The 13,508-nt window shown below is 70.6% G+C and carries 14 protein-coding genes; 10 read left to right on the top strand and 4 right to left on the bottom strand.

The annotated features are described in order from the left end of the window. Nucleotides 1-31 precede the first annotated feature (31 nt). Together AB0D85_RS32170 and AB0D85_RS32165 are read left to right on the top strand one after the other, a co-directional pair. Nucleotides 32-871: a histidine kinase gene (locus tag AB0D85_RS32170; RefSeq protein WP_362328024.1), complete on the top strand. Its 840-nt coding sequence runs from the start codon at nt 32-34 to the stop codon at nt 869-871. Then, the gene (locus AB0D85_RS32165) at nt 868-1,539 is read left to right on the top strand and encodes a response regulator transcription factor (protein WP_362328022.1); all 672 of its coding nucleotides are present in this window, start codon (nt 868-870) and stop codon (nt 1,537-1,539) included. The genes AB0D85_RS32170 and AB0D85_RS32165 overlap by 4 nt, the downstream gene beginning before the upstream one ends. Before the next feature lie 94 nt (nt 1,540-1,633). Here the strand turns inward: AB0D85_RS32165 and AB0D85_RS32160 are convergent, their stop codons facing one another. From AB0D85_RS32160 to AB0D85_RS32145, 4 genes are read right to left on the bottom strand one after another with little or no spacing between them, the layout of a single operon-like run. Beyond that, a complete protein-coding gene (locus AB0D85_RS32160) occupies nt 1,634-2,668 on the bottom strand; it encodes a LacI family DNA-binding transcriptional regulator (protein WP_362328019.1) in 1,035 nt (344 codons plus the stop codon). Further along, on the bottom strand, nt 2,665-3,570 hold the full coding sequence (locus AB0D85_RS32155; protein WP_362328017.1) for a carbohydrate ABC transporter permease: 906 nt from the start codon (nt 3,568-3,570) through the stop codon (nt 2,665-2,667). The genes AB0D85_RS32160 and AB0D85_RS32155 overlap by 4 nt, the downstream gene beginning before the upstream one ends. After that, complete coding sequence (locus AB0D85_RS32150) at nt 3,567-4,493, bottom strand: sugar ABC transporter permease (RefSeq protein ID WP_362328015.1); 927 nt, start codon at nt 4,491-4,493, stop codon at nt 3,567-3,569. Before AB0D85_RS32150 ends, AB0D85_RS32155 begins: the two co-directional genes overlap by 4 nt. Then, nucleotides 4,490-5,806 (bottom strand): extracellular solute-binding protein, encoded by a 1,317-nt coding sequence (locus tag AB0D85_RS32145; protein WP_362328013.1) that lies wholly within the window; start codon nt 5,804-5,806, stop codon nt 4,490-4,492. The genes AB0D85_RS32150 and AB0D85_RS32145 overlap by 4 nt, the downstream gene beginning before the upstream one ends. 255 nt (nt 5,807-6,061) lie before the next feature. Between AB0D85_RS32145 and AB0D85_RS32140 the strand changes: the two genes are divergently transcribed. The 8 genes from AB0D85_RS32140 to AB0D85_RS32105 all read left to right on the top strand — a co-directional run bounded on the left by AB0D85_RS32140 (nt 6,062) and on the right by AB0D85_RS32105 (nt 13,492). Beyond that, the gene (locus AB0D85_RS32140) at nt 6,062-8,083 is read left to right on the top strand and encodes a beta-galactosidase (RefSeq protein WP_362328011.1); all 2,022 of its coding nucleotides are present in this window, start codon (nt 6,062-6,064) and stop codon (nt 8,081-8,083) included. 152 nt (nt 8,084-8,235) lie between these two features. Beyond that, nucleotides 8,236-9,804 carry a glycosyl hydrolase 53 family protein gene (locus tag AB0D85_RS32135; RefSeq protein WP_362328340.1) on the top strand — a complete coding sequence of 523 codons (1,569 nt, stop codon included), beginning with the start codon at nt 8,236-8,238 and terminating at the stop codon, nt 9,802-9,804. 208 nt (nt 9,805-10,012) lie between these two features. Further along, nucleotides 10,013-10,300: an ArsR family transcriptional regulator gene (locus AB0D85_RS32130; RefSeq protein ID WP_362328009.1), complete on the top strand. Its 288-nt coding sequence runs from the start codon at nt 10,013-10,015 to the stop codon at nt 10,298-10,300. A gap of 29 nt (nt 10,301-10,329) precedes the next feature. Continuing rightward, nucleotides 10,330-11,283: an SMP-30/gluconolactonase/LRE family protein gene (locus AB0D85_RS32125; RefSeq protein WP_362328007.1), complete on the top strand. Its 954-nt coding sequence runs from the start codon at nt 10,330-10,332 to the stop codon at nt 11,281-11,283. A 69-nt stretch (nt 11,284-11,352) separates the two neighbouring features. Continuing rightward, nucleotides 11,353-11,814 carry a fluoride efflux transporter CrcB gene (gene crcB, locus AB0D85_RS32120; protein ID WP_362328005.1) on the top strand — a complete coding sequence of 154 codons (462 nt, stop codon included), beginning with the start codon at nt 11,353-11,355 and terminating at the stop codon, nt 11,812-11,814. Continuing rightward, nucleotides 11,811-12,191: a DUF190 domain-containing protein gene (locus tag AB0D85_RS32115; protein ID WP_362328003.1), complete on the top strand. Its 381-nt coding sequence runs from the start codon at nt 11,811-11,813 to the stop codon at nt 12,189-12,191. Before crcB (AB0D85_RS32120) ends, AB0D85_RS32115 begins: the two co-directional genes overlap by 4 nt. Further along, nucleotides 12,188-12,562 carry a fluoride efflux transporter CrcB gene (gene crcB, locus AB0D85_RS32110; protein ID WP_362328001.1) on the top strand — a complete coding sequence of 125 codons (375 nt, stop codon included), beginning with the start codon at nt 12,188-12,190 and terminating at the stop codon, nt 12,560-12,562. The genes AB0D85_RS32115 and crcB (AB0D85_RS32110) overlap by 4 nt, the downstream gene beginning before the upstream one ends. Before the next feature lie 93 nt (nt 12,563-12,655). Then, nucleotides 12,656-13,492 (top strand): undecaprenyl-diphosphate phosphatase, encoded by an 837-nt coding sequence (locus tag AB0D85_RS32105; RefSeq protein ID WP_362327999.1) that lies wholly within the window; start codon nt 12,656-12,658, stop codon nt 13,490-13,492. Nucleotides 13,493-13,508 lie beyond the last annotated feature (16 nt).

Below are 13,508 nucleotides of genomic sequence, written 5' to 3'. Positions count from 1 at the left end.
GGATGTCGGTGCCGTCTGCGACAGTGTGGCCATGGGGGGAGACGACGTGGTGGCGACGGCGCTCGCGGTGGCGTGCGCGGCCGTCGTGGTGCTCATGGTGGCGCTGGTGCGCACCCGGCGCCGCTGGCGGGCGGCCGTGGGGGAGCGGGGCTGGCTCCTGGAGCGGGAGCGGGAGAGCGCCGCCGCGGCCGCGGTCACGGCCGAACGCGACCGGATCGCCCGCGAGTTGCACGACATCGTCAGTCACAACGTCAGCCTCATGGTGGTCCAGGCGAGCGCCGCCCGCGAGGTGCTCGGCACGATGCCCGACGAGGCCGCGACCGCGCTGCGGGCCGTCGAGGACGCCGGGCGGGGCGCGATGACCGACCTCAGGCACCTGCTGGGGCTGCTCGCCCCCGCACAGGACGGAACGGACGGCACCGAGTCCGTCGGCGCCCCCGGCCCGGACCTCACCCCGCAGCCCGGCCTCGACCGGCTCGGCCGCCTGGTCGACCGGATATCGTTCGCGGGCCTGCCCGTCGAGGTCCGCATCTCCGGCGAACCGCGCCCGCTGCCGCAGGGGATCGACGTGACCGCCTACCGCATCGTCCAGGAGGCCCTGACCAATGCGCTCCGGCACGGCGACGGCGGCAGGGCGGAGGTGACCGTGCGCTACGCCGACCACGCCCTGCGCGTCGAGGTGCTCAACACCGGCCCCAGCGTGCTCACCGGCACCGCCCCGGCCGCCCCGGGGCGCCGGTTCGGCGGCACCGGGCGCGGTCTGCTCGGCCTGCGCGAGCGGGTCGCCGTCCACGGCGGTGACCTGGACGCCCGGCGAAGACTCGGCGGCGGCTACCGCGTCCGTGCCCGCATCCCCCTGGACCGCCCATGACCACGGACGCGCCCCGTGTGCTGATCGCCGACGACCAGACGCTCATCCGCACCGGCTTCCGGCTGATCCTCACCGCCCGGGGCCTCGACGTGGTGGGCGAGGCCGCCGACGGCGCCGAGGCGGTCGCCGCGGCCAGGGGGCTGAAGCCGGACGTCGTGCTGATGGACATCCGGATGCCGGCCATGGACGGCCTGGCGGCCACCCGCCGGATCCTGGCCGAGTCCCCCGGCTGCCGGGTGCTGATGCTGACCACGTTCGACCTGGACCGGTATGTGTACGAGGCGCTCGCCATCGGGGCCAGCGGGTTCCTGCTCAAGGACGTCACCCCGGAGCACCTGGCGGCGGCCGTACGGCTCGTCGGCACCGGGGACGCCCTGCTCGCGCCGCAGATCACCCGGCGCCTGGTGGAGCGGTACGCGGCCACGGCCGAGCGGACGGCCGAGACCGTGCCCGCCGACCTGACCGCGCTCACACCCCGCGAACGGGAGGTGCTGACCCTGATGGGCCGCGGCCTGTCCAACACGGAGCTGGCCGCCGCACTCACGCTCAGCGAGGCCACGGTCAAGTCCCACGTGGCCCGCATCTTCGCCAAGCTGGGCCTGCGCGACCGCGCCCAGGCGGTCGTCGTCGCTTATGAGACCGGCCTGGTGAGACCCGGGGTGCGATAACGCGCCCCAAAGGGGCGCGGGGAACTGCGCGACCAGCCCCCACACACCCGCAGTCGCCCGGCGGCAGCCCCCGGCACCCCGGACCGCGCCCGGTTCAAGCAGACTCGCGCCGCACCAACTCCGTCGGCAGGATCACCGCCGCCGGGTCCTCACCGCCGATCTGCGCGAGCAGCAGCCGCACCATCTCGGCGCTGATGCGGTCATAGGGCTGGCGGATCGTCGTGAGCGCGGGGGTGGCCTCCGTCGCCGCGACCGAGTCGTCGAAACCGCCGACAGCGATGTCATCCGGCACCCGGCGGCCCGCCCGGTGCAGCGCTGTCAGGGCGCCCTGCGCCATCAGGTCGGAGGCCACGAACAGGGCGTCCATGTCAGGGGCCCGCGCCAGCAGTCGCTCGGCGCCCGCCTCGCCACTGGCCCGGCTGTAGTCGCCGGAGACGACGAGCCGGTCGTCGACCTCGACCCCCGCCTCCGTGAGGACCTCCTTGTAGCCGGCGAGGCGGTCGACACCGCCCGGGGTGTCCAGCGGGCCGGTGATCATGCCGATCCGGCGGCGCCCCACGTCCAGCAGATGCCGGACCATGTCCCGGGCGCCGTCCCGGTCGTCCGCCGCCACGTAGCTCACCTTGGAGCCGGGCCCCATGGGCTTGCCGCACTGGACGAGGGGCACACCCGCCTCGCGCAGTTCCTCGGCGACCCGGTCACCGGAGTGGCTGGAGACCAGCAGCACCCCGTCGACGTGCCCGGCGGTGATGTACCGCGTGATGCGCCGCCGCTCGTCCTTGGTGCCCGCCAGCATCAGCAGCAGCGGGATGTCGTGCCCGGCCAGCGCCTGGGTGCAACCGCTGAGCAGGACATTGAAGTTGGGGTCCTCGAAGAACCGCTCCTGGGGCTCGGTCAGCAGGAAGCCGATGGAGTCCGAGCGCCCGGTGATCAGCGAGCGGGCGTGCCGGTTCACGACGTACCCGGTCCGGCGGATGGCGTCGTTGACCGCTTCCTGGGCGGCGGGGCTGACGTAGTGCCCGCCGTTGAGCACACGCGAGACAGTGCCTCGTGAGACGCCTGCCTCGCGCGCCACGTCGTGGATCGTCGGCGGTTTGCGCCGGCCCCCCGCATTGCTGCTCATGGTCATGACTTTACGGCCCCGGACAGCAGGTCCAGGCTCCAGAAGCGCTGAATGACCAGGAAGAGCGCGATCAGCGGGATCACCGCGAGGAAGGCGCCGGTGATCACCAGGGTGTAGAGCGCCGGCTGGTTGGAGCCCTGGGACAGCAGTGTGTACAGGCCGAGCGTGAGCGGGAACTTCTCGTCGTCGCTCAGCATGATGTACGGCAGCAGGAAGTTGTTCCACACCGCCACGAACTGGAACAGGAACACCGTCACCATGCCGGGGATCATCATCGGCATCGCGATCCGCGTGAAGATCCGCCACTCGCTCGCGCCGTCCATCCGCCCGGCCTCCACCACGTCGGACGGCACGGCCGCGGCCGCGTAGACACGCGAGAGGTAGACGCCGTACGGGGAGAGGATCTGCGGCAGCAGCACGGACAGGTAGGAGTCCGCGAGGCCCGCCTTGGCGAGCAGCAGGTACTGCGGGACGGCGAGGATGATAGGGGGCATCAGCACACCCGCGAGCAGTACGTTGAAGATCGCCTCGCGGCCCTTGAAACGGTAGGTCGCCAGGGCGTACCCGCTGAAGGCCGAGACGCCCGTCGACAGCACGGCGCCCAGACCGGCGTACAGGGCGGAGTTGCCCATCCACTTCCAGTAGATGCCGTCGCGGTAGGCGTTGAGGTCCTTGAGGTTGCCGGCGAAGCCGGTGCCGGGCAGGAAGGTGAAGGTGGAGAACAACTCGCTGCCGGACTTGGTGGAGGCGATCACCACCCAGGCGACCGGCAGCAGGGTGTAGATCGCGCCGAGCAGCAGCGTGATCGTCGGGACCAGGGCGACACGGCGGCGCAGCGGCGGCCCCTGGGCGGTACCCGGCGTCGTACCGGCCGCCGGGGCGGCCTTGCGGACGGCAAGAGAACTCACGGTGCTGCCTCCTGCTTGTTGCGGCGGTTCGCGGCCCGCAGGAACCCAAAGGACAGCACCAGCGTGGCGATGGCGATCAGTGTCGCCTCGGCCGCCGCCGAGTAGATGTCCCCGTTGCCGAAGGCGTCGACGTACACCTTCATCAGCGGACTCCAGGTCGTGCTGACCGAGTTGGTGAGGGGTTTGAGGGTCATCGGCTCGTTGAAGACCTGGAGCGTCGCGATGATCGAGAAGAAGAACGTCAGCACCAGGGAGGGCGCCACCATCGGGATCTTGATCCGCAGGGCGACCTGCAGCGGGGTGGCGCCGTCCAGCTTCGCCGCCTCGTACACCTCGGCCGGGATGGACCTGAGCGAGGTGTAGATGACGATCATGTTGAAACCGGTGCCGCCCCACACCGCGATGTTCGACAGGGCCAGGTACAGCGGCCCGCCGTCCAGCAGGTTCGGCTGCGGCAGGTGCAGCTTGTCGAGCACGTAGAAGAAGGGGCTGACCGACGGCAGGTACAGGAAGCCCCACAGCAGCGCGGCCACCACGCCGGGGATGGCGTACGGCAGGAAGATCGCGAGCCGGGTGAACGGGGCGAGGCGGACCCGCTCGGAGTCGAGCATCAGCGCGAACAGGAGGGCGAGACCGAGCATCACCGGGACGACGATGCAGCCGTAGCCGAGGACACGCAGCGCACCGTTGTAGAACTCGTTGTCGGTGAGGGCGTCCTTGTAGTTCTCCAGGCCGGCCCAGATCTCCGTGCGGGCGCCCGAGCCCAGGCCGAGGCCCGAGACATGCACCTTGCGGAAGCTGAGCCAGACCGCGTACCCGATGGGCAGCACGAAGAACAGTGCGAAGAGGGCGGTCGCGGGGAGGAGGAAGGCGTACGGGGCCCCCTTGACCCCGTACGACCTCCGGCGTGCGGGGCTGGTCACTGAGAGACCTCGAAGCCCTGCTTCTTCATGTCGGCGGTCGTGGCGTCCTGCATGGTGTTCAGGGCGGTCACGAAGTCCGACTTGTTCTTGGCCGCGGTGCCGAACGCGTCGTTGAAGGTCGTGTAGGCGACGTTCACGTTCGGGCCCCAGGCGGAGGCTGCCGTGGTCTTCGCGATCTCGGCGGCCTTGGTGTAGAAGTCCGCCTGGTTGGAGAAGTAGGCCGGCGGGGTGGAGAAGGCACCGCTGACCTGGGCGGAGGTGGAGGCGGGGTAGATCCCGCCCTCCTTGGCCATCGTGTCGACCGCGTCACCGTTCGTGTTCAGCCAGGCCGCGAACTTGGCGGCGGCCGCCTGGTGCTTGGAGTCGGTGGTGACGGCCGTGGAGGAGCCGCCCCAGCTGCCGGTGACGTCGTCGCCGGCGGACCACTGGGGGAGCGGGGCCATCGCCCACTTGCCCTTGGTGTCCGGCGCGGCAGTGGTGAGCGTGCCCGGCGCCCACACCGCGGAGACCCAGGCGATCTGCTGTCCGGTGTCGATCGCCTTGTTCCAGGCCGGGGTGTACATCGGCTGGTTGTCGATGGCGCCCTCCTTGACCAGGCCGCCCCAGAACTTGGCGACCTTCTGCGTGGCCGCGTCGTTGATGCCGACCTTCCACTTGGTGCCGGAGGTGGTCCACCACTTGGCGCCGGCCTGCTGGGCGAGGCCGGCGAAGAGGCCGGCGTCGTTGGCGGAGAAGGTGGTGAGGCTGAGAGCCGGTGCCTTCTTCTTCAGCTGGCGGGCGTCCTGGGCGAACTCGTCCCATGTGGTCGGCACCTTGAGGCCGTACTTCTTGAAGAGGTCCGCGCGGTAGTAGAACATCATCGGCCCGATGTCCTGCGGCACCGCGTACACCGCGTTCGTGCCCAGCGTGACCTGCTGCCAGACGCCGTCGGCGAACTTGCTCCTGGCGTCGCCGACCTCCTTCGATATGTCGGCGACGGCGCCGTTGCTGACCAGCGTCGGCAGCGCCTGGTACTCGGCCTGGACCAGGTCGGGGCCGGACTTCGCCTTGTGCGCGGTGAGGATCTTGGTGACCAGCGTGTCGCCGGACGCCTGCTTCTTGAACGTGACGGTGATCTGGTCCTTCTTGCCCGGACCCTTGTTCCACAGGTCGACGACCTTGTCCATGCCGGGCGCCCAGCTCCAGAACGTCAGGTTGACCGGACCGGAGTCGGCCTTGCTGTCGCCGGAGGAGCCGCAGGCGGCGAGGGCGGTGGCGCCGAGGGCGGTGGCGATGATGGATGCCACGAGGCGACTGCGCTTCGTGTTGGGCATGGATCTCTCCCCTGACCTGGGTCCCCGCCCGTCGCGGGAACCTGCCATGCAGATGTGTGAGTTTTCCGGACAGTGCAGACCCGGATTCTCGCCCGTCGCGAGTCCGTGTCCGTCCGTGCTCTGCTCTGTGAGCGTTCACAGTAGAGAAACATCCCGGACACTTGTCAATGGTTGTTGCTGTGCGGTTATGTTGGGCTCGCGCCGCCAATCATGTCTGTGCACGTTCCCAAATGATCGACTAAACGGGAGAGATCCATGCCGGAGACCACCCCCAAGGGCCTGACCAGGCTCGCCTTCGGTGGGGACTACAACCCCGAGCAGTGGCCGGAATCCGTCTGGCACGAGGACGTCCGGCTGATGCGCGAGGCCGGGGTCACGATGGTGAGCGTCGGGATCTTCTCCTGGGCCCTGCTGGAGCCGGCGCCGGGCGAGTACGACTTCGGCTGGCTGGACCGGATCCTCGGCCTGCTGCACGAGAACGGCATCCGCGTCGACCTCGGCACGCCCACCGTGGCGCCGCCCGCCTGGTTCTACCGGGCGCACCCCGAGGCCCTGCCGGTGACCGCGGAGGGCGTGCGCTACGAGTTCGGCTCGCGCGGCGCCATCTGCCACTCCGACGCCGACTACCGCGCGGCCGCCGCGGACATCACCACCAGGCTCGCCGAGCGCTACGGCGACCACCCGGCGCTCGCGATGTGGCACGTCCACAACGAGTACGGCGTCCCGGTCTCGGCCTGCTACTGCGACTCCTGCGCCGCCCACTTCCGCCGCTGGCTCGCCGGCACGTACGGCACGGTCGACGGGGTCAACGAGGCCTGGGGCACGGCCTTCTGGGGCCAGCACTACACCGACCTGGCCCAGATCAACCCGCCGCGCGTCACCCCCACGGTGGTGAACCCGGGCCAGGCCCTCGACTACAAGCGGTTCGCCGACGCCACCATCCGCGAGAACTTCCGCGCGGAGCGGGACATCCTGCACCGCCTGTCGCCCGGCGTCCCGGTGACCACCAACTTCATGACCGCCCTCAGCCAGTGCGACTCCATGGACTACTGGGCCTGGGGCCGCGAGGTCGACCTGGTCACCAACGACCACTACCTGATCACCGACGGCCGCCGCACCCATGTCAACCTCGCGATGGCCGCCGACCTCACCCGCTCCGTGGCCTCCGGCGCCCCCTGGCTGCTGCTCGAACACTCCACCTCGGGCGTCAACTGGCAGCCCCGCAACCCCGCCAAGGCCCCCGGCCAGATGGCCCGCAACTCCCTGGCCCACGTGGCCCGCGGCTCCGACGGCGCGATGTTCTTCCAGTGGCGCCAGTCCCGGCGCGGCGCCGAGAAGTTCCACTCGGCGATGCTTCCGCACGGCGGCACCGAGACCCGGGTGTGGCGCGAGGTCGTCGAACTCGGCGCCTCCCTCGACTCGCTGAGCCAGATCCAGGGCACCCGCACCCGGGCCGACGTGGCCGTCCTGTGGGACTGGCAGTCCTGGTGGGCGCAGAACCTCCAGTGGCGCCCCAGCGAGGACCACGACCCGCGCGAGCGCGCCGACGCCTTCTACGAGACCCTCTACGACCGCCACCTCACGGTCGACTTCGCCCACCCGGAAAGCGACTTGTCGGCCTATCCCCTTGTCGTCGTACCGGCCCTCTACCTGATGACCGAGGCAGCCGGGGACAACCTCCGGGAGTACGTCGAGAACGGCGGCACGCTGGTCGTCTCGTACTTCTCCGGGATCGTCGACGAGCACGACGCCGTCCACGAGGGCGCCTACCCGGGCACCCTGCGCGACGTCCTCGGCCTCACCGTGGAGGAGTTCTCGCCGCTGCTGCAGAACCAGCGGGTGCGCCTGACCGGCCCCGACGGCTCCGAGCTGACCGGTGACGTGTGGACCGAGTTCGTCGTCCCGGCCGGCGCCGAGACCGTCTGGACCTACGCCGACGGCCTCACCGCCGGCCGCCCGGCGGTCACCCGGCACCAGCTGGGGGAGGGCACCGCCTGGTACGTGTCCACCCGGCTCGACGCGCACGGCCTGGACGCCCTGATCGGCTGGGCCGCGGAGGACGCCCGGATCGCGCCCCGCGCCGAACTGCCCCGCGACGTCGAGGTGGTGCGCCGCGCCGGAGACTCCGGGAACTTCCTCTTCGCCATCAACCACACCGCCACCGACGCCAAGGTGCCCCTGGAAGCCCACGGCACCGAACTGCTGACGGGCGAGCGTGCCGCGGGCCGTCTGGCGGTCCCGGCGGGCGCCGTGCGGGTCGTACGACTCGACGCCTGAGCGCCCCTGTCGAGGACCGGGCCGCCGGGCCCGGTTCCGCCGAGACTCCCCTCCGTCCGCGCGTGCCACGAGAGCCGCGGGCGGAGGGGCACACCTCCGGCCCCACCGGAGGAACCCCCTCCCCAGTCACGTCGAAGGGACGACGGACGATGATGTTCCATCCCAGACGCACCATCAGAGCCCTGCTGCTGCCGCTCGCGGCCGGGCTCGCCCTGATCACCCTTCCCGCGCAGACCGCCCAGGCGGCGAGCACGCTCACCAACGGCGGGTTCGAGGCCGACGGCACCGGCACGGCGACGCCGACCGGCTGGTCGACGTACTCGGCGGCCGGCCAGAACGCCGCCTCGTACACCGAGTCCGGTGGCCACAGCGGAAGTTACCGCCTGACCCACTACTCGGCCTCCGCCTACAAGGTGGAGACCTACCAGTACCTGTCGGGGCTGACCAACGGCACCTACACGCTCACCGCCTGGGTCCGCTCCAGCGGCGGGCAGAACTCCGCCTACATGTCCCTGAAGAACTGCGGCAGTTCGGAGCAGCGGACCGACCTGCCGGTCTCCACCAGCAGCTGGGTCCGGATCGTCACCTCGATCGCGGTGACCAACAACCAGTGCACGATCAGCATCAACTCCGACGCCAACGCGGGCAACTGGATCAACGTCGACGACCTGACCTTCGCGTCCGGCTCGACAGGGCTTTCCATCAAGGGCGCTGACATATCGTCACTGGCCAAGAGCGAGGCCAAGGGCGGCGTCTACAAGACCAGCTCCGGCACCACCGGGGACGCGGTCACCATCCTGAAGAACGCCGGCATGAACTACGCGCGCCTGAAGGTCTGGGTCAACCCGGCCGACGGCTACAACGACAAGGCGCACGTGCTGGCCATGGCCAAGCGCATCAAGGCGGCAGGCATGAAGCTGCTGGTCGACTTCCACTACTCGGACAGCTGGGCCGACCCGGGCAAGCAGACCAAGCCCGCCGCCTGGTCCGGCCACTCCTACAGCCAGCTGAAGACCGACGTCTACAACCACACCTACGACGTCCTCAACGCGCTGAAGGCCCAGGGCACCACCGCCGACATGGTCCAGGTCGGCAACGAGATCAACGGCGGCATGCTGTGGTCCGAGGGCTCCACGGACAACTGGTCGCAGCTCGCCGGCCTGATCAACTCCGGCTACAGCGCGGTCAAGGCGGTCTCCTCCGGCACCCAGGTCGCCCTGCACCTCGCGAACGCGGGTGACGACGCCACGGTCCGCTGGTGGTTCGACAACGCCAAGACCTACGGCATCAACTACGACGTGATCGGGCTGTCGTACTACGGCTACTGGCACGGCTCGCTGGCCGCCGCCCAGACCACCCTGGACGACGCGGCCTCCCGCTACGGCAAGCCGGTCTTCATCGCCGAGACGGCCTATCCGTTCACCCTGGCCCAGGACGACTCGCTGGAGAACCAGATCGACACCAGCAGCGAACTGGTCACCGGCTACCCGGCCACCGCGGCAGGCCAGCTGGCCTGGATGAACGCCGTCGCGAACATCGTCGAGGCCGTCCCGAACGGCCGCGGGCTCGGCGTCTTCTACTGGGAGGCGACCTGGACCGCCGTCACCGGAAACGGCTGGGACCCGACCGACGCCTCCTCCGGCAACGGCTGGGAGAACCAGGCCCTGTTCGGCTACGACGACAAGGCGCTGTCCTCCATGGCGTGGTTCAGCCACCGCTGAACCACCACTGACGGGGGCCCGGCCGTAAGGGGACGGCCGGGCCCCTTCTCCCTGCCCGCGGCATGTTGCGGAGGCAAGTACCCCGCCGGTCGATCTCGTAGGGCCGTGGGATCTCGGACAACGCTCACCGAGTCCCCGACGTGGGGGCTTCGGCTGCGGGACAGTGGGAAAAACGAACCACGAGGAGGCAGGGACGGAGGCCGGTCGGATGCTGAGGAGCGCAAAGAGCGTAAGTCGCCTGGACATTCTGGACTCGCTCAAGGACCCGGCGGCCCACTTCCCGCCCCAGCGCCACGCGGACCTCGTCGAGGACGGAGTCACCGTCCGGGCCGTCGCCGCCAGGCTCGGCGTCTCCCGCAAGGTCGCCGGCACCCATCTGGCCCTGCTGACCCGCCTCGGCCTGCTGCGCACCAAGCGCATCCGGCACCGCACCTACTACCGGCGCGACGAGATCCGGATCGCCGAGGTGGCCCGGATGTTCGAGAAGGGCTGGTGAGACCGGTTCCGCCTGTCACCATGGGGCTCATGGACCGTCCCGAGCGCCTCGTCCCCCTCCACTACGTCGCCATCGGCGGCCAGGGCCCGGAGGACGTGGTGACCGATCCGGACGGCCGGGTCCTGACCGGTGTCCAGGACGGCCGCATCCTGCGCTTGGACGGGCTCGGCGACCCGGACACCGCCAGGGTCCGGGTGCTCGCCGAGACCGGCGGCCGCCCGCTGGGCCTCGAACTCCTCCCGGACGGCGACCTGCTGGTGTGCGACGCGGAGCGCGGCCTGCTGCGCGTCGGTCTCGCCGACGGCACCGTGCGCGTGCTCGCCGACTCGGTCGAGGGGGAGCCGCTGCGGTTCGCGAGCAACGTGGTCGCCCTGCCCGACGGCACCCTGTACTTCACCGTCTCCAGCCGCCGTTTCCCCCTCGACCACTGGATCGGCGACATCGTCGAGCACAGCGGCACCGGCCGCCTGCTGCGCCTTGCGCCCGGCGCGGACACCCCCGAAGTGGCCTGGGACGGCTTCCAGTTCGCCAACGGGCTGGCCGCGAGCCGCGACGGCACCTTCCTGGTCGTCGCCGAGACCGGCGCGTACCGCCTCACCCGCTACTGGCTCACCGGACCGCGCTCCGGCCGCGCCGAGTTTTTCGCCGAGCTCCCCGGCATGCCGGACAACATGTGGCGCGACGGCGACCTGATCTGGGTCGCGCTCGCCGCCCCGCGCAACCCACCGCTCGACCTCCTGCACCGCACCCCGCCCGCCGTCCGCCGCGCGGCCGCGCGCGCCGCCGTGCACGCCCCCTACCGGCCCGTCGGCACCGTCGCCGTCGTGGCCCTGGACGACCACGGCCGGGTCGTGCACCACCTCGCGCGCCACCACTCCGGCTTCCGCATGGTCACCAGCGTCTGCCGGACCGGCCGCCATCTGGTCCTCGGCAGTGTCCGGGAGCCCGGCGTCGCGGTCTGCGCGGCCCCCACCGCGAAGTGACCGGCGGGTACGCCCGGCGGTACCCTGTTGCACCCGTCGGGGCGGTGCCGAACAGGAGATCCACGACCGATGACAGCCCCGGAAGCCGAGAGCCTCCGTGTCCAGCCGACCCCCCGGCGCCGGCCCGAGTGGCGTAGCCAGGCACCGGTCGTCGCCGTGGTCGCCGCCGGCGGCGCGATCGGCGCCGTGGCCCGCTACGCACTCGCCCTGGCCCTGCCCACGGCCGCCGGGGGATTCCCCTGGGCGACCTTCTGGACGAACGTCATCGGCTGCGCGGTGATCGGCGCGTTCCTGGTCCTGATCACCGAGGTACTCCCCGCGCACCGCCTCGTCCGCCCCTTCTTCGGCACCGGCGTCCTCGGCGGCTTCACCACCTTCTCCACCTACACCGTCGACATCCAGAAACTGGTCGCCCACGGCCGCCCCGGCACGGGCCTGGCCTATCTCGCCGCGACCCTGTGCGCGGCCATGGCGGCAGTGTGGTGCGCGGCGGCCGCGACCCGCCGAGTCCTCTCCCGGAGGCAGCGATGACGAGACTGACCGGCCGCGCCCTGCGCCTGACCGTCCACATCGGCGAGGACGACATCTGGCACCACAAGCCCCTCTACACGGAGATCGTGCACCGCGCCCACCGCGCCGGGCTCGCGGGCGCCAGCGTCTTCCGGGGCATCGAGGGCTTCGGCGCCTCCTCCCGTATCCACACCTCCCGGCTGCTGTCCCTCAGCGAGGACCTGCCGGTGGCGGTCGTGGTCGTGGACACGGAGGAGCGGATCCGGGCGTTCCTGCCGCAGCTCGACGAACTGGTGACCGAGGGACTCGTCACCCTGGACGACTGCGAGGTCATCCGATACGTCGGCCGGGACCCTGAACCCGGCAAACCGGACGCGGAAGGTAAGAAGTCGTTGTGAACTGGCTGCTGGTCGTCCTGGGCGCCATGGTCGGTGCTCCACTCCGCTACCTCACCGACCGCGCCGTACAGGCCAGGCACGACTCCGTCTTCCCCTGGGGCACCTTCGCGGTCAACGTCACCGGCTGCCTGATCCTGGGCCTGCTGACCGGCGCGGTCTCGGTGGGCGCGGCGGGACCCCATCTCCAGCTGCTCCTCGGCACCGGCCTGTGCGGGGCGCTGACGACGTACTCGACGTTCTCGTACGAGACCCTCCGGCTGACCGAGACCGGCGCGGGGCTCTACGCTGCCGCCAACGTCGTCGCGAGCCTCGTGGCGGGTCTCGGGGCAGCCTTCGCCGGGGTGGCGATCGCCCGGTCCGTGTGGGCCTAGGACCCGAGCCGCGCGGGCGCGGTACTTGCCTCCCGCCCGGCCGTAGTAAGACTGTCTACAGCATTGTCGACCAACTCTGCAGAACTGGATCCCATGAGCGCCATCTCCATCGGTCAGGCCGCCGTCCTCGGGGTAGTCGAGGGGGTGACCGAGTTCCTTCCGGTGTCCTCCACCGGCCACCTCAAGATCACCGAGGGGCTCATGAACATCCCCGTCGACGACCAGTCCGTCGTCGGGTTCTCCGCCGTCATCCAGGTCGGCGCGATCGCCGCCGTACTCGTGTACTTCTTCAAGGACATCAAGCGGATCGTCACCGCCTGGGGCCGCGGCCTGGCCAACAGGGAGGAGCGCTACCACCACGACTACAAGTTCGCCTGGTGGGTCATCTACTCGACGATTCCGATCGTCCTGGTGGGCCTCGCCGCGAAACCGCTGATCGACGGCGCGCTCGGCTCCCTCTGGGTGGTCGGCGGCTCGCTGATCGTCGGCTCCGGTGTGATGTGGTGCGCGGACCAGATGGGCCGCCACAAGCGCGGTGAGGACGACACCTCCTTCAAGGACGCGATGCTGGTCGGCTGCTCCCAGATCCTCGCCCTGCTCTTTCCCGGCTTCTCCCGCTCCGGCGCGACCATGTCCACCGCGCTCATCCTCGACCTGGACCGCGTCGCCGCCACCCGCCTCTCCTTCTTCCTCGGCATCCCGGCCCTGACCGGCGCCGGTATCTACGAGCTCAAGGACGCCCTGGGCGCGGGCGTCGGCGCCGCTCCGCTGGCCGTCGGCACCATCGTCTCCTTCGTGGTCGCCTACGCCTCCATCGCCTGGCTGCTGAAGTTCGTGGCGAAGCACTCCTTCAACGCGTTCGTGATCTACCGGATCGTGATCGGCCTCGCCGTCTTCGGCCTGCTCGCGACGGGCACGATCAACGCCTGACCGGTCGCCGTTCCAC

Source organism: Streptomyces sp. NPDC048277, assembly GCF_040652235.1.
Taxonomy (GTDB): domain Bacteria; phylum Actinomycetota; class Actinomycetes; order Streptomycetales; family Streptomycetaceae; genus Streptomyces.
This window is presented reverse-complemented; position numbering and strand designations above follow the sequence as displayed.